This is a genomic window from Spongiibacter sp. IMCC21906, assembly GCF_001010805.1.
Lineage (GTDB): Bacteria > Pseudomonadota > Gammaproteobacteria > Pseudomonadales > Spongiibacteraceae > Spongiibacter.
On sequence record NZ_CP011477.1, the window covers coordinates 2,354,320 to 2,379,791 of the forward strand.

General features: G+C 49.9%; 21 protein-coding genes. 3 read left to right on the forward strand and 18 right to left on the reverse strand.

The window, feature by feature from the left end; all coding sequences use genetic code 11:
* Positions 1-56 precede the first annotated feature (56 nt).
* The 10 genes from IMCC21906_RS10900 to sdhC form a co-directional block, all read right to left on the reverse strand.
* Positions 57-1,715, reverse strand: coding sequence for an acyl-CoA dehydrogenase family protein (locus IMCC21906_RS10900; RefSeq protein ID WP_047012189.1), 1,659 nt, complete (start codon positions 1,713-1,715; stop codon positions 57-59).
* Between the two features lie 108 nt (positions 1,716-1,823).
* A complete protein-coding gene (gene sucD / locus IMCC21906_RS10905) occupies positions 1,824-2,696 on the reverse strand; it encodes a succinate--CoA ligase subunit alpha (RefSeq protein WP_047012190.1) in 873 nt (290 codons plus the stop codon).
* Positions 2,696-3,862, reverse strand: a complete 1,167-nt coding sequence (gene sucC / locus IMCC21906_RS10910) for an ADP-forming succinate--CoA ligase subunit beta (protein ID WP_047012191.1) — start codon at positions 3,860-3,862, stop codon at positions 2,696-2,698. The genes sucD and sucC overlap by 1 nt, the downstream gene beginning before the upstream one ends.
* A 141-nt stretch (positions 3,863-4,003) precedes the next feature.
* Positions 4,004-5,440 carry a dihydrolipoyl dehydrogenase gene (lpdA, locus tag IMCC21906_RS10915; protein WP_047012192.1) on the reverse strand — a complete coding sequence of 479 codons (1,437 nt, stop codon included), beginning with the start codon at positions 5,438-5,440 and terminating at the stop codon, positions 4,004-4,006.
* A 63-nt stretch (positions 5,441-5,503) separates the two neighbouring features.
* Positions 5,504-6,721, reverse strand: coding sequence for a 2-oxoglutarate dehydrogenase complex dihydrolipoyllysine-residue succinyltransferase (odhB, locus tag IMCC21906_RS10920; RefSeq protein WP_047012193.1), 1,218 nt, complete (start codon positions 6,719-6,721; stop codon positions 5,504-5,506).
* 64 nt (positions 6,722-6,785) lie between these two features.
* Positions 6,786-9,620 (reverse strand): 2-oxoglutarate dehydrogenase E1 component, encoded by a 2,835-nt coding sequence (locus tag IMCC21906_RS10925; protein ID WP_156166032.1) that lies wholly within the window; start codon positions 9,618-9,620, stop codon positions 6,786-6,788.
* A gap of 261 nt (positions 9,621-9,881) precedes the next feature.
* Positions 9,882-10,598 (reverse strand): succinate dehydrogenase iron-sulfur subunit, encoded by a 717-nt coding sequence (locus tag IMCC21906_RS10930; protein WP_047012194.1) that lies wholly within the window; start codon positions 10,596-10,598, stop codon positions 9,882-9,884.
* Between the two features lie 17 nt (positions 10,599-10,615).
* Entirely contained in the window at positions 10,616-12,388 is a 1,773-nt protein-coding gene (sdhA, locus tag IMCC21906_RS10935; RefSeq protein ID WP_047012195.1) for a succinate dehydrogenase flavoprotein subunit, read from the reverse strand.
* Entirely contained in the window at positions 12,388-12,759 is a 372-nt protein-coding gene (sdhD, locus tag IMCC21906_RS10940) for a succinate dehydrogenase, hydrophobic membrane anchor protein (protein ID WP_047012196.1), read from the reverse strand. The genes sdhA and sdhD overlap by 1 nt, the downstream gene beginning before the upstream one ends.
* On the reverse strand, positions 12,753-13,127 hold the full coding sequence (gene sdhC / locus IMCC21906_RS10945) for a succinate dehydrogenase, cytochrome b556 subunit (protein ID WP_047012197.1): 375 nt from the start codon (positions 13,125-13,127) through the stop codon (positions 12,753-12,755). The genes sdhD and sdhC overlap by 7 nt, the downstream gene beginning before the upstream one ends.
* A gap of 508 nt (positions 13,128-13,635) precedes the next feature.
* On the opposite strand from sdhC, the gene gltA reads away from it, so the two are divergent.
* Positions 13,636-14,919, forward strand: a complete 1,284-nt coding sequence (gene gltA / locus IMCC21906_RS10950; RefSeq protein WP_047012198.1) for a citrate synthase — start codon at positions 13,636-13,638, stop codon at positions 14,917-14,919.
* A 527-nt stretch (positions 14,920-15,446) separates the two neighbouring features.
* Positions 15,447-15,683: a DUF2789 domain-containing protein gene (locus tag IMCC21906_RS10960; RefSeq protein WP_231580256.1), complete on the forward strand. Its 237-nt coding sequence runs from the start codon at positions 15,447-15,449 to the stop codon at positions 15,681-15,683.
* Between the two features lie 488 nt (positions 15,684-16,171).
* On the opposite strand, the gene IMCC21906_RS10970 is transcribed toward IMCC21906_RS10960, so the two are convergent.
* The gene (locus tag IMCC21906_RS10970) at positions 16,172-16,498 is read right to left on the reverse strand and encodes a hypothetical protein (RefSeq protein ID WP_047012202.1); all 327 of its coding nucleotides are present in this window, start codon (positions 16,496-16,498) and stop codon (positions 16,172-16,174) included.
* Between the two features lie 166 nt (positions 16,499-16,664).
* On the opposite strand from IMCC21906_RS10970, the gene IMCC21906_RS10975 reads away from it, so the two are divergent.
* A complete protein-coding gene (locus IMCC21906_RS10975; RefSeq protein ID WP_047012203.1) occupies positions 16,665-17,933 on the forward strand; it encodes a CinA family nicotinamide mononucleotide deamidase-related protein in 1,269 nt (422 codons plus the stop codon).
* Between the two features lie 39 nt (positions 17,934-17,972).
* Here IMCC21906_RS10975 and IMCC21906_RS10980 read toward each other — a convergent pair whose 3' ends face one another.
* The 7 genes from IMCC21906_RS10980 to IMCC21906_RS11010 all read right to left on the reverse strand — a co-directional run bounded on the left by IMCC21906_RS10980 (position 17,973) and on the right by IMCC21906_RS11010 (position 25,333).
* Positions 17,973-18,371, reverse strand: coding sequence for an HIT family protein (locus tag IMCC21906_RS10980; protein WP_047012204.1), 399 nt, complete (start codon positions 18,369-18,371; stop codon positions 17,973-17,975).
* A 2-nt stretch (positions 18,372-18,373) separates the two neighbouring features.
* A complete protein-coding gene (locus tag IMCC21906_RS10985) occupies positions 18,374-20,494 on the reverse strand; it encodes a tRNA(Met) cytidine acetyltransferase TmcA (RefSeq protein ID WP_047012205.1) in 2,121 nt (706 codons plus the stop codon).
* A gap of 9 nt (positions 20,495-20,503) precedes the next feature.
* Entirely contained in the window at positions 20,504-20,830 is a 327-nt protein-coding gene (locus IMCC21906_RS10990; protein WP_047012206.1) for a hypothetical protein, read from the reverse strand.
* Positions 20,827-21,135 (reverse strand): DUF2288 family protein, encoded by a 309-nt coding sequence (locus IMCC21906_RS10995; RefSeq protein ID WP_047012207.1) that lies wholly within the window; start codon positions 21,133-21,135, stop codon positions 20,827-20,829. The genes IMCC21906_RS10990 and IMCC21906_RS10995 overlap by 4 nt, the downstream gene beginning before the upstream one ends.
* 148 nt (positions 21,136-21,283) lie before the next feature.
* On the reverse strand, positions 21,284-21,919 hold the full coding sequence (locus IMCC21906_RS11000; protein ID WP_082117452.1) for a pseudouridine synthase: 636 nt from the start codon (positions 21,917-21,919) through the stop codon (positions 21,284-21,286).
* Positions 21,858-23,687: a hypothetical protein gene (locus tag IMCC21906_RS11005; RefSeq protein WP_047012208.1), complete on the reverse strand. Its 1,830-nt coding sequence runs from the start codon at positions 23,685-23,687 to the stop codon at positions 21,858-21,860. The genes IMCC21906_RS11000 and IMCC21906_RS11005 overlap by 62 nt, the downstream gene beginning before the upstream one ends.
* Positions 23,688-24,046: 359 nt before the next feature.
* Positions 24,047-25,333 carry an MFS transporter gene (locus IMCC21906_RS11010; RefSeq protein ID WP_052763500.1) on the reverse strand — a complete coding sequence of 429 codons (1,287 nt, stop codon included), beginning with the start codon at positions 25,331-25,333 and terminating at the stop codon, positions 24,047-24,049.
* Positions 25,334-25,472: the final 139 nt, after the last annotated feature.

The following is a 25,472-nucleotide window of genomic DNA, read 5'->3' on the forward strand; positions in this document are numbered from 1 at the left end:
GAAATGGGGACGAGATGCTGCTTTTCAAGACCAAAAATGAAAGGGATTTTTACTGCTCACACCCGACTCAAAATATGCTCCACATCCAAGCCGGTGGGCAAGCTGCCATAAACGGGGGCTGGCGCGGCTAGCCGTGAACGACCAAAGGCTTCCGCCACGCAGGGATCACCCGCTTTAAGCAATACTGAAAGTTGAAAGCAAAGCGCCAGACGATTCAAAACATCTCGAGCCCGGTATTCCATATCGGCCTGATTGGAGAGTACTTTTTTCAAGGCATGTAATGACGCGTCCAATTCGGGCAGGTCACCTTGGCAGGTAGAAATTTCGGCCAGCCACGCCTCGATCGCCAACGGTGACTTCTGCATCACCCTCAGCACATCCAGCGCCTGAATATTGCCAGAACCCTCCCATATCGCATTGACTGGCGCTTCTCTATAGAGCCGTGGCATTACACTGTTTTCAATGACGCCGTTGCCACCAATGCATTCCATCGCCTCGTAGGCGTGGCCAGGGGTGCGTTTACAAATCCAATATTTGCCCACGGCGGTACCCAGCCGCAGCAATTGTCGCTCGTGTTCATCGCCTTCATTGCTTTTATCGAGAGCCGCTGCCATTCGCATGGTCATTGCCAGCGACCCCTCCACTTCCAGCTGCAGGTCGGCAAGTACGTTCTGCATCAGCGGTCGTTCAATTAAAGCAGCACCAAATGCCTGCCGGTGGCGAGCATGATGCACAGCTTGTAATACGGCCTGACGTTGGCCGGCCGTCGAGCCAATCATGCAATCAAAACGAGTCAGCGACACCATCTCAATAATCGCAGCAACGCCTCTGCTCTCCTCGCTTATCAACCAGCCGTGGGCATCGCGCATTTCCACCTCCGATGAGGCGTTGGCGACATTGCCCATTTTATGTTTGAGACGCTGAATGAGTAACGGGTTTTTACGGCCATCTTCACGCCAGCGAGGCACCAAAAAACAACTGAGTCCAGCCTCGGTTTTCGCCAGCATTAAAAAGGCATCACACATCGGCGCAGACAAAAACCACTTGTGACCGGTAATGCTGTAAAGCTGCCCAGGGCCAGGGCTGCCCAGTGGTTTAGCTATACTGGTGTTTGCCCGGACATCTGAGCCCCCCTGTTTCTCGGTCATGCCCATACCGATAGTGACGGCGGTTTTTTCAAAGTACGGGATATTGGCGGGTTGATAGTCTTGGGCTAGCACTTTTGGCAGCCAAATATCGGCGATTTCCGGCGTCATTTTTAAAGTGGGTACGGCTGCAAAGGTCATGGTCAGCGGACAAGCATGGCCAGGCTCCAACTGGTTTTGCATATAATTGTAAGCCGCCCGAACAACATGGCTAGCACCATCATCCCGCCAAGGCATGCTGGGGATACCGCGTTTTAGCGCCAGTGACATTAGCGAGTGGTAGGCCGGATGAAAATGAATGTGGTCTATGCGATGACCAAAGCGATCGTGACTCTCAAACCGAGGCCGTTGCTCATTGGCATCAAACCCCCATTGAATTCCTTCTGCGCTGCCGCAAATTTGACCATGGTCTTTCAGACCGGCCAATGGAACTCCTTGACCGTAGCGATCAAGCCAGTTTTGCAGTGGCTTATCACTATTAAAAAGGTTGTAGTTCTCAAGCGCAGGTGGCTGATTAAAAATCGCGTGGGTTGCTGCAGGTTCAATATTATTTTCTTCGCTGTGGCTCATTGCTATCACCGCTGGGGAAACGCCGTTTTGTACAATGTTAACAGCGAAAACACCAAGCCACAAAAAAGGCGGCCGAAGCCGCCTTTTCGCAAGAAGTTAAATCTGGCTTTACCAGCCAGTAACTTCCTTCAGTGCATCACCAATTTGTGCCAATGAGCGCACAGTTTTTACACCGGCATCTTCAAGAGCAGCAAATTTGTCATCAGCAGTACCTTTACCACCAGAGATAATCGCACCAGCGTGACCCATGCGCTTACCAGCAGGTGCAGTCACACCAGCAATGTAAGAAACAACAGGCTTAGTCACGTTAGCTTTGATGTAGGCAGCCGCTTCTTCTTCTGCCGTACCACCAATCTCACCGATCATCACAATGGCTTCAGTACCGGGGTCTTTTTCGAACATGGCTAGAATGTCGATAAAGTTAGAACCTGGGATGGGGTCACCACCAATACCAACACACGTAGACTGACCAAAACCGAAATCGGTAGTTTGCTTAACCGCTTCGTAAGTCAATGTGCCAGAGCGAGAAACGATACCCACTTTACCGGGCAAATGAATGTGACCAGGCATAATGCCGATCTTGCACTCGCCAGGAGTGATAACGCCTGGACAGTTAGGTCCAATCAAGCGCACGCCCAGCTCGTCACACTTCACTTTACACTCAAGCATATCCATAACGGGAATGTGCTCAGTAATGCAAACGATCAGTTTGATGCCAGAAGTCGCAGCTTCAAGGATAGAATCCTTACAGAAAGCTGCAGGTACGTAGATAACTGACGCTTCTGCACCTGTCGTATCAACCGCTTCTTTAACCGTGTTGAAAACAGGCAGACCCAAATGCTCAGTGCCGCCTTTACCCGGCGTAACACCACCAACCATTTTAGTACCATAAGCAATCGCTTGCTCAGAGTGGAAGGTGCCCTGACCACCAGTAAAACCCTGGCAGATAACCTTAGTATCTTTATTGATCAGAATAGACATTATTTACCCTCCGCTGCTTTAACAGCCTGCTGAGCGGCGTCGGTCAGACTAGTTGCCGCGATAATATCGAGGCCCGACTCTGACAACAATTTAGACCCCAGCTCGGCGTTATTACCTTCTAAACGTACAACAACTGGCACGCTTACACCCACTTCTTTCACTGCACCGATAATACCTTCGGCAATCAGGTCACAGCGAACGATACCGCCGAAGATGTTAACCAATACGGCTTTAACATTGCTGTCTTCGAGGATGATTTTAAAGGCTTCTGTAACACGCTCTTTGGTTGCACCGCCGCCAACGTCCAGGAAGTTAGCAGGGAAACCGCCATGCAGAGAGACGATATCCATGGTACCCATGGCCAGGCCTGCACCGTTTACCATGCAACCGATGTTACCGGTCAGAGCAACGTAGTTCAGATCCCAAGCAGCAGCGCGGGCTTCACGCTCATCTTCTTGTGAAGGATCGTGCATAGCTTGCAGATCTTTGTGACGGTAAACCGCGTTGCCATCAATAACGATCTTGGCATCCAGGCAGTGAAGATTGCCTTCGCTGGTAATAACCAGTGGGTTGATTTCCAGCAGCGCCAAGTCTTTCTCTTGGAACATTTTGGCCAGACCCAAAAAGATATTCACAAACTGTTTTACCTGAGTTGGGTTTAAACCCAACTGGAAAGCCAGTTCGCGACCTTGATATGGCTGAGCGCCAGTCAAAGGATCGATTTCAGCTTTGAGGATTTTCTCAGGAGTTTCTTCAGCAACCTTCTCAATTTCTACGCCGCCTTCAGTAGACGCCATAAAAACGATACGGCGCGAACCGCGGTCAACCACTGCACCCAAGTATAATTCCTGATCGATATCCGTGCAGGACTCAACGAGAATCTTGGTAACTGGCTGGCCAGCTTCGTCTGTCTGATAAGTGACAAGGTTTTTACCCAGCCATTTTTCAGCGAAAGCGGTGATTTCTTCTTTGCTGTCAACCAGCTTTACACCGCCGGCTTTACCGCGGCCACCAGCGTGGACCTGGGCCTTAACAACCCATTTGTCGCCGCCAATTTTATCCGCCGCTGCTGCGGCTTCTTCCGGGGTATCACAGGCATAGCCTTTTGAAACAGGCAGCCCGTATTCAGCAAACAGTTGTTTGCCCTGGTACTCGTGAAGGTTCATGTTGGATTTACCATCTCGGTCTGTGGAAGTGTTATGCGGGATACATCCTGTCAGTGACTTGACCCGCTCCCTCTCTGCACATTGCGTTGCTACGCAAATTTCGGGAAGACATTTTCCCGAAATTTACGCAGTACCGCAAATCTATTTCCGCTTCTTGCGGTTTGGAATATGAATCGCATGGCCGCTGACACTGAGCGCTGCTTCGTGAACAGCTTCAGACATCGTAGGATGACCAAAAACGGTCAAGCCCAGGTCTTCCGCTGACGAACCAAATTCCATAGCGATTACAACTTGCTGGATCAGATCAGCTGCGCTGGGGCCAATAATATGGCAACCCAAGATGCGGTCTGTTTCTGCATGGGCCAACATTTTCACCATGCCACCAGTGTCATTGGCAGCCATCGCCCGACCACTGGCAGAAAAAGGAAAAGTGCCGACATTGTAAGGAGTACCTTCGGATTTCAATGCCTCTTCAGTTGCACCTACCATGGCAATTTCAGGATGGGTGTAAATGATCGAGGGAATGCACTCATAGTTCATCGTGACTTTTTGGCCGGCAATACGCTCGGCGACCATAACGCCCTCTTCTGAACCTTTGTGAGCCAACATCGGCCCGCGCACAATATCGCCCACCGCGTAGACACCTGGCGCATCAGTTTCGCAATAATCATTAACAAAGATAAAACCACGCTCATCCAAGTTAACGCCACTGTCGCCAGCTAATAAATTGGTGCTAAGCGGCTTGCGGCCCACACAGACAATTAATTTATCGAAGCTTTCTGACTTTTCTTCATCGCCCTGAGTATAAGCAACTTTAACCTTGCCACGACTGCTTTTGGCCTCGGTCACTCTTGCGCCCAAGCGTATATCCAGCTTTTGCTTTTTAAATGTCTTGGCCGCTTCTTTAGCAATCTGCTGATCCATTGCCGGCAAGAACGTTTCCAGGGCTTCCAGCAGTACCACTTCACTGCCTAAACGAGACCAAACACTGCCCAATTCAAGACCAATAACGCCTGCGCCAATAACCCCTAGCTTTTTAGGAACAGCGTCGAATTCCAGTGCGCCAGTGGAGTCCACAATGGTTTTTTCATCTACTGGGGCGGGTGGGATATCGACCGGAACGGAGCCCGCAGCAATAATGACGTTGTCCGCTTCTAATGTCGTGACATTGCCATCAGCATCAGTCACTTCGACCCTTTTACCCGCCAATAACTTACCGGTACCTTCTATACCGGTGACGCCGTTAGCCTTAAACAAGCCGCCAACACCCTTGGTAAGCTGCTCCACAATACCGTCTTTACGCTTGATCATTGCGGGTACATCAATCTCTACGTCACCCGTGCTGATACCGTGAACATCAAAATCCGCTTTTGCTTCGTGATATTTGTAACTGCTGTCCAGCAACGCCTTTGACGGAATACAACCCACATTCAAGCAGGTGCCGCCAAACGCAGTTTGACCCGCTTTCGCTTTGTTCTTTTCAATACAGGCTGTTTTCAAACCCAATTGCGCTGCGCGAATAGCCGCAACATAACCTGCGGGGCCAGAACCAATTACTACTACATCATATTTAGCCATTGCATCATCCTATTAGCTGTCGCAGGCGGCCGTTTCAAACAGCCGCCGGAGATTTTGCTCTGCTTATACTTCCAGCAGAATTCTGGCGGGATCTTCCAGGAGGTCTTTAATCACCACCAAGAACTGAACCGCGTCTTTACCGTCGAGCAGTCGATGATCATAAGACAAGGCCAGATACATCATTGGCAGGATTTCTACTTGGCCGTTAACAGCCATTGGACGATCTTGGATTTTATGCATACCCAAGATTGCTGTTTGCGGTGGATTCAAGATCGGCGTTGAAATTAACGAACCAAACACACCACCGTTAGTGATAGTGAACGTGCCGCCCATCATTTCGTCAATGCCCAGTTTTCCATCACGGGCACGTAAGCCAAAGTCGCGGACCTTATCTTCAATCTGTGCCAAGCTCATACCGTCAGCGTCACGCAGTACCGGCACAACCAAACCCTTCTCGGTAGACACCGCCACACCAACATCTTGGTAACCGTGATAAACCACATCGCCATCATCAATAGAGGCATTGACAGAGGGGAAGCGCTTTAATGCTTCACAAGCCGCTTTAACAAACAGGCCCATAAAACCTAAGCGAGTGCCATTATGGGTTTTTTCAAACAAATCTTTGTATTGCTTACGAAGCTCCATGACCGGTTTCATGTTGACCTCGTTAAAGGTGGTCAACATCGCGGTATTTTGAGAAGCATCCAGCAAACGCTCCGCAATCCGTGCCCGTAACCGGGTCATTGGAACGCGTTTTTCAACACGCTCTCCAGCAGGAACGTCGACTTGAGGCGCCGCCGGAGCGGGTGCAGCTTTAGCTGCGGGTGCGGCCGCGGCAGCTGGTTTGTAGTTGGCGACATCTTCCTTGGTGATCAAACCGCCTTTACCCGTTGCCGGAATCTGGCTGGCATCAAGGCCTTGCTCATCTATCATTTTACGCGCCGCAGGGCTCGCTTTAATCTCGCCAGAAGCAGGCTCATTTGCAGATTCTGTTTCTGCCGCCTCACTTTTTTCTGCCGATGCCGGTGCCGCGGATGCCGTCCCACCTTCGTCAAAGGTAGCAACCACTTCATCGCTAAGAACCGTATCACCTTCCTGCTTGAGTATTTCTTTTAATACGCCATCGCCAGGTGCAACGACTTCTAATACGACCTTGTCGGTTTCGATATCAACCAAAGGCTCGTCTCGGCTTACTGCCTCACCAACCTGTTTGTGCCAAGTAGCAATAGAGCCATCTGCTACAGATTCTGGAAAAGTAGGCGCCTTTATCTCTGTACTCATTGTTCTTCCTGTCGTGTCTGTCGCTGCAGTTTTGTGAGTTTATAAAGCTTGTTCTCTGCAAGCATTAAAGTTTGAGAGCTTCAGTAATAAACCGTTCCTGTTGTTCTAAGTGCAAAGCCATATACCCCGCTGCCGGAGACGCCGAGGGCTCTCGACCAACATAACCCAAAAGCAGGTTTTTCTCTGGCTTAAAGCTACGGATAACCCGCGCCATACGATGCCGGCTGTTGTACCAAGCCCCTTGGTTACGTGGCTCTTCCTGACACCAAACCACTTTCTTTAAGTTCGGGTACTGGGCAATCACCTTACGTAAGTCTTCATAAGGGAAGGGGTAAATCTGCTCCAAGCGCACAATCGCAATAGAGTCTTTGCTGTGCTCACGGCGAGCATTGCGCAGGTCGTAATACACCTTACCGCAACAGAGCACTAAGCGGGTGACCTTGGTTTTATCCAAATCATCTGTTTCGTCAATAACGCTTTGGAATTGACCACTGTGCAATTCTTCCAGAGTAGAGACAGCTTCTTTGTGACGCAACAAGCTCTTAGGCGACATGACAACTAGCGGACGACGCAATGGACGAACCACCTGTCGACGCAACATGTGATAAACCTGAGCCGGTGTTGAAGGTACGCAAACCTGAATATTGTGCTCTGCACACAGCTGCAGGAAGCGCTCCAGGCGAGCCGATGAATGTTCCGGCCCCTGCCCTTCATAGCCGTGAGGCAGCAACATGGTTAAGCCACACAAACGTGCCCATTTCAGCTCACCACTGCTGATAAACTGATCGATAACAACCTGAGCACCGTTGGCAAAATCGCCAAACTGGGCCTCCCAAACAACCAAGGCATTGGGCTGGGTGGTCGAGTAACCATACTCAAACGCCAGCACTGCTTCTTCGGATAGCAGCGAGTCGTAGATATCAAACTCAGCCTGATCTTCAGACAAATTCTGTAATGGAACGTAGCGCTCGCCATCTTTTTGGTTATGGATAACCGCATGGCGATGAGAGAAGGTACCTCGACCCACATCCTGACCCGTAATACGAACCTGCATACCTTGTTTTAGCAAGGTGCCATAAGCCAGTGTTTCGGCAAAGCCCCAGTTGATTGGCATTGCACCTACCGCCATTTTGCGGCGATCTTCATAGATCTTGGCAACCTGACGTTGCACACTTACGCCTTCGGGAATATGGTTAATCCCATCGGCCACAGTTTTCAAAAATTTGGCTTCAACACTGGTATCGCCGGGTACATCCCAAGCGTGACCAATGTAGGGAGTCCAATCGACAAACAGCTCTTTGTTAGGCTCTTTAACTAAACTCTTGGCAACGTGTTCGCCATTATCCAACGCCTGTCGATAATCGGCAGCCAACGATGCTGCAGCGTCTTTGGAAATAAAGCCTTCTTCAATGAGCTTGTTAACATAGAGCGTGCGGGTAGTTTTTTGCTTGTTGATGATTGAGTACATCAACGGCTGGGTGCCCGAGGGCTCATCCGCTTCGTTGTGACCCCGACGGCGATAACACACCAGATCAACTACCACGTCTTTCTTAAACTCTTGGCGGAAATCCGCTGCCAACTGACTTACAAACCAAACGGCTTCTGGGTCGTCGCCATTAACATGGAAAATAGGCGCCTGAACCATTTTGGCAACGTCGGTACAGTATTCTGTAGAGCGAGCATCGTCTTGACGGCTGGTGGTAAAGCCCACCTGGTTGTTGATAACGATATGAATGGTGCCGCCGGTTTTATACGCCCGGGTTTGGGACATCTGGAAGGTTTCCATCACCACCCCCTGCCCCGCAAATGCGGCATCACCATGCAGCACAATCGGCACTACCTTGTCACCAACAGGATCGTTACGGCGATCTTGGCGGGCGCGAACAGAGCCTTCAACAACGGGGGACACAATTTCCAGATGCGAGGGATTAAAGGCCAACGCCAAATGCACTTCGCCACCGGGTGTCATGACATTAGATGAAAAACCCTGGTGGTATTTAACATCGGCAGAGCCTTGGTATTTAACCTTGCCTTCAAATTCATCAAACAGCTCGGCCGGGTTTTTACCCAAAATATTGACCAGCAGATTTAAGCGGCCCCGGTGAGCCATGCCGATAACCATTTCTTTGGCGCCGTAAGATCCAGCTCGCTGGATTAGCGCATCCATCATGGGAATCAGGCTCTCGGCACCTTCAAGACCAAAGCGCTTGGTGCCTGGATATTTAGAACCCAAGGATTTTTCCAAGCCTTCTGCGGCGGTTAAGCGCTCAAGTAAATGACTACGCGCTTCTTCGCTATAGACAGGCTGGGAGCGTACGCTCTCCATGCGCTGCTGTATCCAGGTGCGCTCTCGCGTATCGACAATATGCATAAATTCAGCACCCACCGACCGGCAATAGGTGTCACGAATAGCATCGTAGATTTCACGTAAGGTCGCACTGTCTTTACCGATATAGAGACTACCGGTTTGAAACACGGTATCCATATCCGCATCGCTGAGCTGATGATATTGCAGCTCTAGATCGGGAACACGACTGCGCTGCCACAACTCCAGCGGATCGAGCTTAGCTTCTTGATGGCCGCGTTGGCGATAGGCGCTAACTAACTGGATGACACGAACCTGCTTGCGCTCGTGCTCACTGATTTCCCCGCCACCGACACCATTGACGCGCACAGGCGTTCGCGCCAATTTAGCGAAATGCTCTCTTATAGGACTATGGGGAATATCATTGAGTGACTGCTCGCTGGACCGCGGCAGCTGTTGAAAATAATTGCGCCATTCTTCTGGAACGGCATTGGGATCAGTGAGGTAGGTTTCATACAGAGCTTCTACGTAGCTCGCATTGCCACCCGAAATATGGGAGCTCTTCCACAGCAACTCCATTGATGCTTTCTGCATTCTTGTCCACCTAATAGCGAGGGAAGTGGTCGCCTGAATGATGCCATGCCCGATAAGGCCTGCGTCACCCTGTTTGGACCTGCGGAGTCAGTGTACGCCGTAGGTTCCAGTCATACCACAGGGAACGCCATTCCCTTCAATACTTCATATTCTCGTTTAGTGCTGGTAAGCACCGAGTTGTATTCATTGCGGCGCCCGATGCTGCCAGGCGCCCAAGGACTCATTTGCGCAGATTATTTCCCGGTGCAACCGGAGGAATAATTAAGTTGCTCTGCTTAGCAACATATTCCGAATATGACCAATTGCCTTTGTTGGGTTCAAACCTTTAGGGCAAACATTCACACAGTTCTGAATGCCGTGGCAGCGGAAAACACTGAACGGGTCATCCAGATCAGCCAAACGCTGCTCTGTAGCCGTATCTCGGCTATCCGCCAAGAAACGGTAGGCTTGAAGCAAACCGGCCGGACCGATAAAGCGGTCAGGATTCCACCAGTAAGACGGACAAGAGGTTGAGCAGCAAGCGCAAAGAATACACTCGTACAAACCATCCAGTTTTTCACGCTCTTCTGGCGACTGTAAGCGCTCAATAGCCGGTGCCGGTGTATCGTTTAGCAAGAACGGTTTGATCTTCTCATACTGCTTGTAAAACAAGGTCATATCAATGACAAGGTCACGAATAACAGGTAGACCTGGCAGCGGACGCAACACCAACGTATTACCACCTTTGCCGTTTTTCAAGGCTTCAGAAATCGGCGTTACACAGGCTAAACCATTTTTACCATTAATATTCATGCCATCAGAGCCACAAACGCCTTCACGGCAGCTGCGACGATACGTCAAAGACGGATCTTGTGCTTTCAACAACTCAAGCACATCCAACACCATTATGTCCTTGCCACCGGTGTCGATCTCGGTGTCCTGCATATAAGGCTCTTGATCGACTTCGGGATTGTAACGATAGAGACTGACTTTCAACATGTTCTCTCTCCCCTGAATCAATAGGTGCGTATTTTCGGCGCGAAAGCTTCACGCGTCTTCGGAGTAAAATTAACAGACCGCTTAGCAACCCGTTTATCCTTTGGAAAATACACAGAATGGCACAACCAATTTTCATCGTCGCGCTCAGGGAAATCGTCCCTAGCATGGGCGCCGCGACTTTCGTTGCGGGCCTCCGCAGCGATAGCCGTAGCTTCTGCCACTTCTAGCAAATTGTGTAACTCAAGTGCTTCAATACGTGCTGTGTTGTAAACATCGCTCTTATCTTCAAGGTGGGCGTTTTCAATACGCACACGAAGATCTTCAAGCTTTTTAACACCTTCTTGCATGAAATCGCCGCGGCGGAATACGCCAAAGTGATTCTGCATTACATTTTGAAGCTCTTTGCGCAGATCAGCGATTTTTTCACCGCCAGTGCTGTTATTCACACGATCAAGACGCGCAGTAGCTTTGGCTATATCCGCCTCAGTTGCGTCACGCAGCTCAATCCCTTCACGCAAACTCTTCTCAATAAAGAGCCCAGACGCACGACCAAACACCACGAGATCCAGCAAGGAGTTGCCACCCAAACGGTTAGCGCCGTGAACAGATACACATGCGACTTCACCACAAGCGTACAAACCTGGAATAACGGTGTCATTACCTTCTTCATCGATGGTAAGGGCTTGACCGTTAACATTTGTGGGGATACCACCCATCATGTAATGACAGGTAGGCACAACAGGAATCGGTTCTTTCACTGGGTCAGCATGGGCAAAGGTACGAGACAGTTCACAAATACCTGGCAAACGGCTCTCTAGCACTTCTTCGCCGAGATGATCTAACTTCAAGTAAACATGATCGCCATCGGGACCACAGCCACGACCTTCAAGAATTTCCAGGGTCATCGAACGCGCAACAACATCACGACCCGCCAAGTCTTTGGCATTGGGTGCATAACGCTCCATAAAGCGCTCGCCGTCTTTATTTACCAGGTAGCCACCTTCACCACGGCAACCTTCGGTTACCAAGGTGCCCGCCCCGGCGATGCCGGTTGGGTGGAATTGCCACATTTCAATATCTTGTACCGGGAACCCAGCACGCAGTGCCATACCAATACCGTCACCAGTATTGATGTGCGCGTTGGTAGTGGACGCGTAAATACGACCAGCACCGCCCGTAGCAAACACGGTTGCCTTGGATTTCACATAAACAACTTCACCGGTTTCGATACAAATCGCGATAACACCAACGACAGCACCATCTTCATTTTTAACGAGGTCAGTTGCATACCACTCATTGAAAAAGACGGTGTTATTTTTGAGGTTACCTTGATACAGCGTGTGCAACAGCGCGTGACCTGTACGGTCTGCTGCAGCGCAGGTACGAGCAGCTTGACCACCCTCACCGAACGCTTTCGACTGACCGCCGAATGGGCGCTGATAAATACGGCCTTCTTCGGTACGAGAAAACGGCAAACCCATATGGTCCAGCTCGAATACTGCTTCAGGACCTACCTGACACATATACTCGATGGCCTCTTGATCACCAATGTAATCAGAACCTTTTACAGTGTCATACATATGCCACTGCCACTGATCGTTTGGATCATTACTGGCGATAGCACAGGTAATACCACCCTGAGCAGACACGGTATGAGAACGTGTTGGAAACACTTTGGATATAACCGCTGTTTTATAACCAGACTGAGCCAGTTGCAAAGCGGCACGCATACCCGCTCCACCGCCACCAACAATTACACCATCAAAGGAAATAGTACGAATAGTAGACATTAATTACCCCACAGAATCTGAATACCCCAGACGAGGTATGTAAACAGAACAACAGCTGACGCAGCCTGAAAAGCCAAACGCAACACTGTCGCGCTCCCGCCCATCAACCGCTCTGTTATATAGTCTGTGGAGACTGACCACAGCCCGATCCAAGAGTGAGAAACCACTGAAAGGATTGCCGCTGTACTAAAGACTTGCATAAAAGTGGTACTAAAAAAGCCACTCCACGTCGCGTAATCAAGATCGGAACCATTAATTAGCAAGTAAGCACCGACCACCAGAAAGTAGGCTAACAGCACCACACCGCTTACGCGCTGCACCAGCCAATCTGCCAGGCCACTTCGACCAAAGTTTGTTACTGCCTTTACCATATCCACAACCCCGTCAGAATTACCAAGACTGCTGTTGCAGCTAAAACCAGTTTAGAACCGGTTTCGCCACCCTTCATGGTTTCACCAATACCGGCGTCCATGATCAGGTGTTTAACACCAGCCGCAGAGTGATAGCTAAGGCCAATCAGCACTGACCAAACCACCAGCTTACCCCAGAAAGACGACAGACAAGCTTTCGCTTGCTCGAATCCTTCGGGACCACTAAGGCTTGTGCCCAGCAACCAAATTAACACGGCCATTCCGGCCACTAGGAAAACACCACTGACGCGGTGCAAGATGGAGGTATATGCGGTGATCGGCAGGGCGATCGTCCCGATATCCAAATTCACAGGTCGTTTATCGTTCACGGTTTGTCACACTTTTGTTTTGAAGCCCAGGGTACAGGCGGTTAAAAGGTAGTGGATCAATCAAAAACCGGGCCTCTCCGATCCCGGATTCCTTCCACGAGGCGAGAGTCTGAGACTCCAGAAGAAACGCCGCGCATTATAGGGCCATCAGTTTTCAATTACAAACGCCAAGCGTCAGTCAGAAGCCCGGGAAATCATGCTTATATCAAACGCTTAAGCCGTATCAGCGCACAGTATTGATGCACGATTATTCAATCAAAAATGTTGTCACAAAACACTTTGCTTTGTTTTGGGGCCGACAGAATCATCAAAATTTCGTTTAATAATTCCCTCATCCGCTTCAGCGCGCTAAAATGCCGCTCTCGTTGACAAAACAAATGAGCACTCTATATTTGTCACTCCTTAAATAAAGGGGGCTTCCGATGTTGGGGTTCGCGCCACCGCGCAGACTGCCAGACGGCGGAAGACAAGCCAAAAGCTAGTTTACAAGGTACAGGAGCCCGTCATAATGAGCGATAAGAAAGCCAGCCTGAGCATCGATGGTAAAACGCTGGAACTGGATGTTTTCTCTGGCACGATCGGTCCAGATGTTATTGAAGTAAGCCCGCTGACGGGCAATGGATATTTCACTTACGACCCCGGATTTGTTTCCACCGCCGCTTGCGAATCAAAAATTACCTACATCGACGGTAACCAGGGAGTACTACTCCACGGCGGTTACCCGATAGAACAACTGGCCGAACAGTCAGACTACCTAGAAACCTGTTATTTACTTCTTTACGGTGAGCTTCCCAGCCCCACTGAAAAAGAAACCTTCGTTAACAAAGTGCGCATGCACACCATGGTTAACGACCAGATGAGCACTTTCTTCAAAGGCTTCCGCCGAGATGCTCACCCCATGGCTATTATGTGTGGCGTTGTTGGCGCCCTCTCCGCCTTTTATCACGACTCATTGGATATTGCCGATGACAAACATCGGGAAATTTCAGCTATTCGTTTGATCGCGAAAATGCCAACCCTGGCAGCCATGACCTACAAATACACGATTGGCCAGCCCTTCATGTACCCGCAGAATCACCTCAGCTACTCTGAGAATTTTCTGCACATGATGTTTGGCAACCCCTGCGAGCCCAGCAACGTCAATCCAGTTCTGGCCAAAGCAATGGATAAGGTTTTCCTTCTCCACGCAGACCACGAGCAAAACGCCTCTACGTCAACCGTCCGCTTGGCTGGCTCCACTGGCGCCAACCCTTTTGCGTGTATTTCGGCAGGTATTGCCGCACTTTGGGGCCCCTCTCACGGTGGTGCCAACGAAGCCGTATTGGACATGCTGGAAGAAATCGGTGATGCCTCACGCGTCAACGAATTTGTTGCCAGAGCCAAAGACAAAAACGATTCATTCCGCTTGATGGGCTTTGGTCATCGGGTTTATAAAAACTTTGACCCCCGTGCCAAAGTAATGAAACAGGCCGCCGATGAAGTACTGGCTGAACTCGGATTAGAAAATGATCCGCTGTTAAAAATCGCCAAACACCTAGAGCAAATTGCCCTAGAAGATCCCTACTTTATCGAGAAGAAGCTGTACCCCAACGTCGACTTCTACTCAGGCATTATCCTGAAAGCGATTGGCATTCCTACCAGCATGTTTACCGTTATCTTTGCTCTGGGCCGCACTCCAGGCTGGATCGCACACTGGAACGAAATGATCAGCGGCAGCTACCGCATCGGCCGCCCACGCCAGCTTTACACTGGCCCGGCGCAGCGTGACTTTGTCCCTCTAGATAAGCGTTAAAATCACATCAACGCTAGTTAGACAAAGGCCGCTTATGCGGCCTTTTTTTTCGAGTATTATTTATAACAGTAACAATTAAGCGAACCGTAAAAACACTATCGATATTTTCATAATACAAATTTTTATTGCGCAACCAAGCCCAAAAACAAATAAGAAAGACACCTTTATTGACCACCTCAGTGCCACAAATATATTTCGCACCTCTCACATCAATAAATTCACCCATTTTTTGTCTAAGCCATGCGCCAAGCTGGTGCAAAGCTGTTCTGACGTTTTATAAAAATAATTGCCGTAACAACGACATTATTTTTATAAAGTTTTTATGCCAAACCCCTATTCAAGCAAAAAACGACAGGCACAGAAGCCAAACTTGAGCCCCAATATTATTGCGTCGCTATTCCCTGAATAAGCCCAATAGATAAATTTCCAGCTAAAAATCTGTCGAGGAATTATGCCCTTACTTGTCAAACCCCTATTTTTTCTTACATACTAAAGCTCGTTTTTTTATATAGGTTTAAAAGAGAACAATGATGGACCCAGAAATCCATACTATGAACACCCTGTTTCAACAATTGGGCCTAAATGACGGCGACGATGAAGTTGAAAAATTTATAATTCGCCACCGTCCACTGCCACGAGATATGGAATTACACGAAGCCAGTTTCTGGAACAAATCACAGGCTGAGTTTTTAAAACAAGCACTAAAAGATGACGCAGAGTGGGCTGAGTTAGTTGATGAGCTAGATGCACGCCTGAGGTATTAAGTACCGAGCTGACTCGCCGCCGGAACACCTCAAATCATCAATGCCGCACTAAGCTTGGGCAGGGACGCCGTGCTACAAAGCACGGCAATACATTGTTATCACAGTAAAAGCACTCTTGCTGTTACCCACAAGCGTGCTTTTATTTTGTGTATGCTTTTTCGGCAAAGCAACTCTAAGTCACGCTAGGCAAACAAGCGACTGGCTATCACTCACTCATCTAAACCAAGGTAGTCAATTTTGAGGTAAGACACCCATTTAAAAACATGCTCATGTCCACAGATCATGCAATTATGGGGCACTTCACCAGTTTCAGGGTCCATTTGACCAAGACTTTTCATCATCCCATGCCCGCATTTATCGCAAACATAGTTCACTTCTACCGGCCTCACAGGCCTTATCACTTCTGGCATAACACTACCTCTTAAAGTGGCCTCATCTTACTCCACGCTGCCCACTGCTGAAGGCGAGTATTATTTAGTGGGCGTCGGCTAATTGCTTGGCGTTTTATCTTTTGCCATGTTCTCTTTTGCTTGATCAAGCTGGCGTTCCACCGCATCAATCATTGCTGACCAGCCCTCAATCAACGCCTCATTAGCGTTATTAATAACGCCCCCCAACGAGGAGTTTTCCATTTTGTTCAACTCAGCTTTCACCGTTGAAAGCTGCCCTTCTAAGCCATTGATTCGTTCATTTAAATGGCTGATCTCACTGTGCAACGCCGCTCTTGACGTCTGGCTATGCTGAAACTGCAAATAGTCCACAGCCAATATCGCCACCAACAACAGCACAACTAAAAACACACCAACAAACTTCATAACAACTCCTCCAACACAGAACCTTGGCAGAAACATTACTACGCCATGGCAATTCTGCCCAGTATTGTAAAAGCTTTAGCTAGAAAATTAGCCGAGTCGCTACATACTGGCTCCGTTAAAGGCATTACAATTTGCGTTTGATTTTTTGAACGGGAATATCGCCCTCATGCGCTTGCGACTTTTACTAACTGGCAACGAACTCATGGCTGGTGACATCATCGATTCAAACTCTGCGATGATTGCCGCAAAAATAGTGCCACTGGGTTGGCAAATAGAACAAAAAGTGACGGTGGGCGATCAGCTCACCTTGTTATGTGAGCAAATAGACAGCCTTTGCGAATCAGCGGATGTGCTACTGATTAACGGCGGTTTGGGGCCGACGGTTGACGACCTCACCGCACAGGCACTGGCTCAAGTCACTGGCGTCGATATCTGTGAACATCCGCAAGCTCTACAACACCTGCAGCACTGGTGTAAAAGACTCGGCTTTTCCTTAAGTGCCGCCAACCGTAAACAAGCGATGCTGCCCCGACATTGCGATATTATCGATAATACCCGCGGCAGCGCAGTGGGCATTCGTCTGGTGCACAAGGGTTGTATGGTTTTGGCGACCCCCGGTGTACCAAGCGAACTAAAATACATGTTGGACGACTGCATCATCCCCCTGCTCCAGTCCCAATTTGAATCAGATAAAATCCGCATTCATCGCTTAGGTTCTTTCGGCCTGGGTGAGTCATCTATCCAACAACGCATCACCGAGCAACTGCCAGACTGGCCCGCAGACATCGATTTGGGGTTTCGCGCATCGATGCCAGTACTTGAGGTTAAACTCAGCGCCAGCAACGCCATCAGCGACGACACCCTAAACTACTGGCATCAACGCGTTGCCGCACTGCTGGAAGATCACCTACTGGGCGACATCCCCATTTCACTACCTGAGTCTTTGATTCAAGCACTGCGCCAAAATGGCAAAACACTCTGTACCGCCGAATCATGTACAGGTGGATTAATTGCCTCGCAAATCACCTCTGTTGCAGGCGCCTCCGATGTCTTTCCCGGCGGGGTTGTTAGTTATTCCAACACCTTGAAACAACGACTACTCGGGGTTTCCGCATCCAGCTTAGAGCTACATGGTGCAGTCAGCCAGGAAGTGGTGCTAGAAATGGCCAGAGGGGCATTAGCAAAAACTGGCGCCGACACCGTGCTTGCCGTAACCGGTATTGCCGGACCAACTGGCGGCACAAATGAAAAGCCCGTTGGTACCGTCTGGATTAGCTGGGGTGACACTCAGCAGTTGCAGAGCATGCAGTTTACGCTCGCGTTTGAACGCCATAATTTTCAAATGTGGGCCGCAGCCATCGCCATGGATTTACTGCGGAGACAATTACTCAAACTGTCTCCCATCGCCAGCTTAGCCCAGCGCTTTAAAGTCTGAAACACGGATATTGAATGAACCGCTGGGTTGGTTAGCAACTTAGCCAGCGGTTAAAACACCGCGAATTTTCTCCGCTTCTGCCGCCAAGGCTTCAGGCTCAGCCATTTTCGCCTGACTCAAATTAGCATCACTCATCGTATTGATAGGCCAAAGATGAATATGGGTGTGGGGGACTTCTAAGCCAACAATAGAAAGACAAACCCGCTTGCAGCGATAAACTGTCTTTAACGCCGTTGCCAATTTACGAGACACACTCATTAAATGGTTGCTTAACGATTCTGGCAGCTCGTCCCAATGATCGATCTCCTCAATAGGAATCACCAACAGGTGTCCCGCTTGTACCGGTTCAATGGTCATAAAAGCCACACACTGCTCATCACGCCAGACAAAGTGTCCGGGCAAATCACCATTAATAATTTTGCTAAAAATACTCGCCATTGTTATCTCTCCTCAATTTTGTTCACGACCATATCGGCCAGAATAATTTTAAAGCGTTGTTCAAGGTCGGACTTACCCGCAAAACCATACTGCACTGCAACATCACTGCGGCTATGGCCAAGCACAATACATTCAACAAGCGGCAATGCTTGGGCAGTCAATAAATTAATAAACCTTGCCGAACAAATTAGCCGCTGCAAACTCGCCACACATTGCTCAAAGACTAACTCGTTGTGCACGTATCTCATTACCCGCTGCCTATCATTTGCCAGAGATGGATTGGGCGGCAATGATGAAGCGAGTGAAGTAAGCAGCGCCAATGCATTTTGGCCATCGAGCTCAGGATGACTGATGGGCAAAGACGTGGGCAAATCCCCAGCCAATTGCCTCGCTGCTTGGGAAGCTCGCTCCCGACTTATTGCCGACAGCCCTTGCAGGACAATCAGCGAGTAACTTCCACTGCTGCTATCTCGGCGACTGCCTAAATAAACCGGCGTAAAATCGACTTGTCGCCAAAAACGTAGCACGTCTGATTCCAGCGCAAAACTGGAGCTAAGATAGCTAACACCACATTTTTTTGCCGCCGCCACAACAGAGGCAACCAGTCCTGAACCAATCGCCTTACGGCGACACTCCTGCGCCACCGCAATGCGGTGGATGCGCCAACTGGTTTCGCTCAAATAATATGAATCACCAAAATACTGTGCCAATCGCTGGGCGACAAGATTGCCCGGTGGTCGACGCTGCGCCTGCACCACCGCCGCAGCCAGCGGTGGATCAGAAAGCCCCTCGGGTAGATATTCGCATACTCCAACGATGTTCTTACCCTGAAATGCCGCCATCAGCTTAACGGGAGAGTCCAACAAAAACTGTAAGTCCGCTGGACTGGTTTGATAATGCGCTTGCACCAACAAACCAAACACCTGAGTAAGCAACGCCTCGTTGCTTAACAAGTCTTCCTGAGATAATTCGCAGTAAGTCAGCACTTGTTCGGGGTCGGCAACAGGCAGATTCTGCCGCTGCTGATCAAGTACGAAAACGCGATTCAAAAAATACTCTAGAGGATCGTCTTTCGCCCAACGAATGGGCGCATCCAAACTGGCCCTGCGAGCCTGTGGACGCAAACGCTGCAAAGTTTCACCAAAGCGGATAACAAAGCCCTGACCACTGCCCTCGTAACCTTGAACCGTAGTGGAAAACACCGCGCGCTGAAATTTCTCGGTCAACTTAAGCAATAGGCTGACCGGCAGTTTTGCCGCCTCATCAATTAACACCAGGTCCCACTCCGGGGCATGAACCTTTAACGCCATGTCCGGTGGCACAAACTGCAACTCACCTTGCGCAGCGAGCAAACCCTGCTCTCGCTTCTCTGTCAGGGTCAGTTGTTGCGCACAGTGCTGAAAGGCCGTGGCCACCGAAGCATACGACGTGGCCACCAATAAAATTCGCTTAGCTTTTCCTTCTTTCAGCAGCTGTGCCGCCGCCAAACCTAGCGCCGTGGTTTTTCCTCTACCGCGGTCAGCCGTTAACACCAGCGGTCGCTTGGCTCTGCCGGTAACCACCCGCTTAATCTCGTCAATCACTTGATTTTGCGCGGCAGAAGGTAGCTCCTGTTGCCATTGTTCTACTTTGCTTAAAGGCAAGGGGGACAAAAAGGGGTTGTTCTGCGCCATTAAAAATACAGCAGGCGACGTCTTGGCAATGCGCAGAAATCGCTGTAGAAATAATGCCTGCTTTACCTGTAAACCGCGCTTTTGTTGGGCTGCCACAAACTGTTGTGGCCACTCAGCCAACGGCGGACAAGCGATGTGTAGCAGGCCACCAGCACGAAGCGTGCCCGCCAATGCCAAGATATCGTTTACATGACTATGGGTCCAAGCATCGATACCAACGGCGGCGAATTCTTGCCCAAGAACATCCCTGGCACTTGCACCCCGACGGTCATCACCCACACCCAGCGCAACAGTGTCGCCCTCGGTATCAGCAAGAGCCTGCTGCATGTTTTGTACAGACCACGCCCGCTCACCAGCCCATAACAGCAAAAACCGATGACCATTATGGGCAGCCAGTGTTTGCAGTTGGCGGTAGCTTTTGAACAAGGAACGTTCCACATCTTGCGACATGCTTAGTACTTAATCGTCATGAGGCGTAGCAGGGCTATCCTTAGATGCTCCCGTGCTGGGATGGACCGGCGCAGCAGGCATTTGTAAGTGCAGAATAAGACGATGGTCGTCGCGATAACATTGCGCGGCCTCACTACCCAGCACCGATTCGGCCATCTCAACAAGGTTTTTTCGTAAAGACACCTCGTCAATCAAATTCATCTCTACACCAAGCTGCATCTGTCCTTCCAGGCGGTATAAAACTCCAGGGGGAATATCCAGCCCCTCTTTTTGGTCATCAAAGAATGCCTGCAATTTGGGTCTCAAAATGTCGTAAAACGCTGCAGCCGTCGTCATTTCTCAGCCCTCTCCCCTTGCACCAAGACCCAGGGCGCGACAACCACCGCCCATACTTTTGCCTCTTCTTGCAACCAAGCCTCATGTTGGGCTTGGGAGGCTTTTAAAAGCCCGCCATCTTTCAACCAACGTGCCACGCCCACCGTATCATCTTCTGCCATTGCGGCAGCGGCCAACACTAAATCCACATGAGGCGCTGCCACAATAACCGCGTCTTGTTGATAAAACTCCTGCAGTTCAGACCAAGCAATTTGCGAGGTTTCACGGTTGAGTTTAGCGACAGTTTCTTCGGGGATGGTTTTCATGACGACATTCAATTCCTGACAAATACGGTTAACGCTTAGGCCACAACATAGACCAAGGTGGGGGCAAGTTTAACAATGCCCGAACGAAGCCTCCATCGTGAAATGCCTGGCCTTGCTCGGGAGGGCAGATAAATTGGTAGCGCTCTCCCTAGTAACTAAACGCCAAAGCATAGGCATGCAAATACATGCGATCGCTATCTGTGGTACTGGGACCATAGCGGCGGTCTCCCAGGATAGGGACTCCCAAGCTTTTCATCACCACCCGTAATTGATGGGTTTTGCCGGTGTAGGGCTTGAGTAAATACAAGCGCTTACCGGGGAGCAAGGCATAACTGAAAAAATGCGTTCGGGAGGGATTGGTGCTATTTCGACTCAATCGATAATTACCGCCCCGGGTCTTCTCCAAGTCCCCGATGACAGCGCCCTGCTTTTTACTGGGTTTTCCCGATGCCAACGCCAGATAAAATTTGTCGACTTGTCGCTGCTCAAAAAGCCGCCCGAATTCAGCTGCGGCCTGGCCATGCTTAGCCAATATTAATAACCCCGAGGTATCGTCATCTAAACGATGCACCAAATGCAGAGCATCCAGATCAAGCTCAGCTTTTATACAGTCGACCAAACTGGATTCGTGGTGGTTGCGATGCACATTGCTGCCCGCCGGTTTATCAATAATTAAAAAATCTTTACCCGAAAACACCAGCCGATATTGCGAATTAATATGCTCAGCCTCGAGCTTGCCAGTCGTTGCGCTGACTAAGGATATCTTTGGCTCTAGCGATGGCATCTAACTTCTCCATGGACATGGCAGATGCGTTTAACTGAGCCGTCATGGCCTTACAACCTCCACTATCACCAAGCTCAGCATATATTTCCAACAACTGCATTTGAACGTCTTCATTCTCTGGAGCTAATTGTAGCGCCGATTCCAACAGCATTTTAGCGCCATCAAGATCGTCCAATTGGCGGCACAACTCAGCACGCTCCTTTAACGAAGGCAGCGTATTGTCGTCGTTGTGGGTATTAATGTCTTCGAAATCAAAATTTTCGCTATAAAATTCCTCATCCAAGGCTTGAGGCTCAGTTAGAACAATCTCGCCTTGATCATAAAATTCATTCTCTACGGGTTTCTTGTCCTCAACTGCAGCCACATCTATTGCCGATTTTTCTGCCAATGCCGACGTGCCAAATAGATCCGTAAACTGTGGAGCTTCAGCAACAGGTGACGACGTAGACGTCGCCATTTCCGCTTGAGCAGGGTCTTGTTTTCGACGGCGTAACAGCAATACTATTGCGACCAACAACCCGACAATGACTGCCAACAACCCGCGACTGCTAGCGTTAACCTGGCCCGGCGTCGCTGCCAACGAGGCCATCTCATTCTGGTCAGGGGATACAGCGGTACTGTTTTCAGAGTTCGGTGTTGATAACGCCTCTTGACTTGAGGCCGGCAACGGTTGCGGTACGCCCCCCTCGGTTGCTTCGGCCAGCGCTTGTTTGAGCTGAGCGATCTCTTCCGTCATGGTGGCTAAGCGCAGCGACATTTGTGAAACGGTATTTTGCAATGCGGTAATCTGCGCTACGGATACCGTATCAGCATCAGCAACGCCATGACTCCCCGCCAGCTCCTGAGGTCGACCCGGTATAACGGCAACAAGCTCTGCAGCGGGAGCAGAGGGCTGTTCACCCGGCTGGCTCGAACGGTCCGTCATCCCGGCACCATCCCCGGCACCATCAACAGCTGCGGGAGCTGACCCATTCACAACAGCGTCTGCTGCCTTATTCGCTACTTTGTTTTTTCTTGCTAAGGGCATGGTCGTTGACGCCGCCGACAACGCCGAATCGCTAATATCTAAACGCACGGACACTTTTAGTTTTTCGGGTGCGCCGCGCACAAACGCTTGGGGATTGGCATTAAATATTTTTGCCATTACAGTTTTGAGGTCTTGCCCCCGCTGCTGATTAACAATGCGGGCAATACGCCAAAGGCTGTCGCCTCGTTGACTGACGTAAAATTCTGGCTTTGACCACATCGGGCCAGAATCAGCAAAGGCAGTCGTCACTTTATTCACAGCCTCACCAGCAGTATTTGACGCCTTCGGCGCTGCAGCCGTGACAACCGGTTTAGCCGGTGTAGCCAGTCCGGGGGGAGTGCTTTGGGGGAAATCCAGTAACAACGTATACTCGCGGTTCAAACTGCCATTGGGCCAGCGTAACTGCAGAGTAAAATTAACAAAGGGTTCCGCTGCGCGTTCCTGACCTCGAATCCAGATAAAACCACTACCCTGGCTGTCGATATCACTGCTCACTTCCATCTCGTTTACGCTGACACCGCCAAGCTCGCTGTCAGTCGACTCATCCCAAGCAGCTTGTAGTGACACCAAAACTTGCTCGGCATGTAAGCCTTCTGCGCCGTATATCGGAATACGAATTGAAACCGGCTCACCTAATGAAGAATTTATTTCGGCATTGCCCACCCCCAAGGCAAGCACCAACGGGCTTGTAACCAAGCTACAGGCAAGCAGTAGACTCGACGAGCGTTTAAAACCTTGCATAAATCCCCCTAGCCGTTTTCTTGCATTCCTTGCCATAACGTCAATACTCGTTTGGCCAACTGTTAACATTAAATGCCCAGTGGTTGTTTTTATCAACAGCCGGCAGTCAGTAACAGTTTGACGGATATCATTTCAGTAAGACAGAAATACCAATACCGTATTTTGTAGACTTTTAGCGCCCTAATCACCGAAAGATGACGCAGAGCCCCTAAGCGATTGCCTGCATCGCCAAGGTCGCTGTCATGTGGATGCAAGCATGTAACAAAACTGACTTGTCCCCAGATAACTTGAATAAGCTTGTGGATAAAACTGTTACAACTTGCCGAGAGTCGCTGGCCTCGGTCGGTAAGCATTTCTGCTTATTTTTTAATCACCGCTGATGGCACAAGACTTGGGTGCCCCGCCCGCCAATGCATAAATAGCGTCGCCATCATCACCACGATAAGCAATGCCGCCGCCCAATAAGGATAACTTGGCGAAATGCTGTAGAGCGCGCCACCTAACAAGGGGCCAAAAACAAAGCCCAAGCCAATAATAGAACCCAACATTCCCGCTAGCTCTCCCTGCTCCTCAGCCCTTACAACCAAGGTAGCACAAGCTGTAAAAGAAGGTCCGGTCAGCCCCATACCAAAACCGAACAAGGCCATTCCACCCAGTAACATTACGAGGTTATCGGCGTTGGCCAGCACAAGATACGACAACAAGCTAAAAGGCATTCCGGCAAACAGCAGTGTTACCGGTGCCCCGCCAAAGCGTTGAACAACACCGAGCTGGGCAAAAATCATCATGGCGGAAGAGACAACCATCGCAACAGAAAACAACTGGGCAGAACGAACACCATCGACCGAGAGAGTATCCTGAAAATAAAATCCCAGCGTTTGTTGAATCATCGCAATTAAGCTAAACAACACAAAGCCAACAAAAATAAATAAGCGATAGCGAGCGTCAAAATAGGACATTCGCCGGGGACGAGTGTCGGCAGCAGGCTGAGGAGGAATAGAAGGTAGCCACAACCATACTAAAATCGCAGCAGCAGTCGCCAGTACAGCTTGAATAAACAAGGGGGCAAGAAAGCTCACACTGACAAACCAAGCCAACACCGGCCCAAACATTACCCCAAGTTGATTAGCCGCCTGCAGCTTGCCCATGCCTTGAGTTCGCCCAGATACCGTTGTGATATCCACCATATACGCCGCGGCGCCCGGATGGGTGCCCGACATTACCATGGCGTGAAAGCCGCGACTGATCACCAGTAGAAAATACAGTGCGACGCCACTCAAGATCCCAGCCAGACCAAGATACGAGGCAAAATTGAATACCATAGAGCCCAGTGCATAGCCAAGCAGCCCGGTAATAATGATGGGCTTTCTGCCTACCCGATCACTTAAACGCCCCCAAAACGGGGCCGCAAAGAAAAAAACCACTGCCGCCAACGCCGACAAGGAGGTGATGGTTAATTCTTTGGGGGCCAAGGTGATATCAAGGATCGGTAACTGAAAAACCAGCTTATCCAGCGCCAGCTCACGGCCCAACATGGGGATGATGGCAAACACCACCGTTTGTCCCATCCCCACCGCCATCATTGCCAGGTACAAGGCAAAAAACACTTTTGCTGGGGGCTTATCTTTTGTGTGGGAAATGCTCACCGGAATACTCTAATTAATAGTGGGAGGTGCGAAGTTGCAATATATTTGGGGCTTGTAACTTAAGGCACCAGCTCCCCTCCAGGGCAACGCTGCCCAGGCTGGGATTGAAGCGGTATGATACAGGATTGCGACAATTGGA

Bases quoted from the DNA above. Each gene is read 5' to 3' on its own strand.
- sdhD (WP_047012196.1), bottom strand. From the start codon at position 12,759: ATGGTAAAGGCAGTAACAAACTTTGGTCGAAGTGGCCTGGCAGATTGG.
- IMCC21906_RS11000 (WP_082117452.1), bottom strand. From the start codon at position 21,919: ATGCCATCGCTAGAGCCAAAGATATCCTTAGTCAGCGCAACGACTGGC.
- IMCC21906_RS10960 (WP_231580256.1), top strand. From the start codon at position 15,447: ATGATGGACCCAGAAATCCATACTATGAACACCCTGTTTCAACAATTG.
- gltA (WP_047012198.1), top strand. From the start codon at position 13,636: ATGAGCGATAAGAAAGCCAGCCTGAGCATCGATGGTAAAACGCTGGAA.
- odhB (WP_047012193.1), bottom strand. From the start codon at position 6,721: ATGAGTACAGAGATAAAGGCGCCTACTTTTCCAGAATCTGTAGCAGAT.
- IMCC21906_RS10980 (WP_047012204.1), bottom strand. From the start codon at position 18,371: ATGGCGAGTATTTTTAGCAAAATTATTAATGGTGATTTGCCCGGACAC.
- lpdA (WP_047012192.1), bottom strand. From the start codon at position 5,440: ATGGCTAAATATGATGTAGTAGTAATTGGTTCTGGCCCCGCAGGTTAT.
- IMCC21906_RS10925 (WP_156166032.1), bottom strand. From the start codon at position 9,620: ATGCAGAAAGCATCAATGGAGTTGCTGTGGAAGAGCTCCCATATTTCG.
- IMCC21906_RS10975 (WP_047012203.1), top strand. From the start codon at position 16,665: ATGCGCTTGCGACTTTTACTAACTGGCAACGAACTCATGGCTGGTGAC.
- sucC (WP_047012191.1), bottom strand. From the start codon at position 3,862: ATGAACCTTCACGAGTACCAGGGCAAACAACTGTTTGCTGAATACGGG.
- IMCC21906_RS10930 (WP_047012194.1), bottom strand. From the start codon at position 10,598: ATGTTGAAAGTCAGTCTCTATCGTTACAATCCCGAAGTCGATCAAGAG.
- sucD (WP_047012190.1), bottom strand. From the start codon at position 2,696: ATGTCTATTCTGATCAATAAAGATACTAAGGTTATCTGCCAGGGTTTT.
- IMCC21906_RS10990 (WP_047012206.1), bottom strand. From the start codon at position 20,830: ATGACGACGGCTGCAGCGTTTTACGACATTTTGAGACCCAAATTGCAG.
- IMCC21906_RS10985 (WP_047012205.1), bottom strand. From the start codon at position 20,494: ATGTCGCAAGATGTGGAACGTTCCTTGTTCAAAAGCTACCGCCAACTG.
- IMCC21906_RS10970 (WP_047012202.1), bottom strand. From the start codon at position 16,498: ATGAAGTTTGTTGGTGTGTTTTTAGTTGTGCTGTTGTTGGTGGCGATA.
- sdhA (WP_047012195.1), bottom strand. From the start codon at position 12,388: ATGTCTACTATTCGTACTATTTCCTTTGATGGTGTAATTGTTGGTGGC.
- IMCC21906_RS11005 (WP_047012208.1), bottom strand. From the start codon at position 23,687: ATGCAAGGTTTTAAACGCTCGTCGAGTCTACTGCTTGCCTGTAGCTTG.
- IMCC21906_RS10900 (WP_047012189.1), bottom strand. From the start codon at position 1,715: ATGAGCCACAGCGAAGAAAATAATATTGAACCTGCAGCAACCCACGCG.
- IMCC21906_RS10995 (WP_047012207.1), bottom strand. From the start codon at position 21,135: ATGAAAACCATCCCCGAAGAAACTGTCGCTAAACTCAACCGTGAAACC.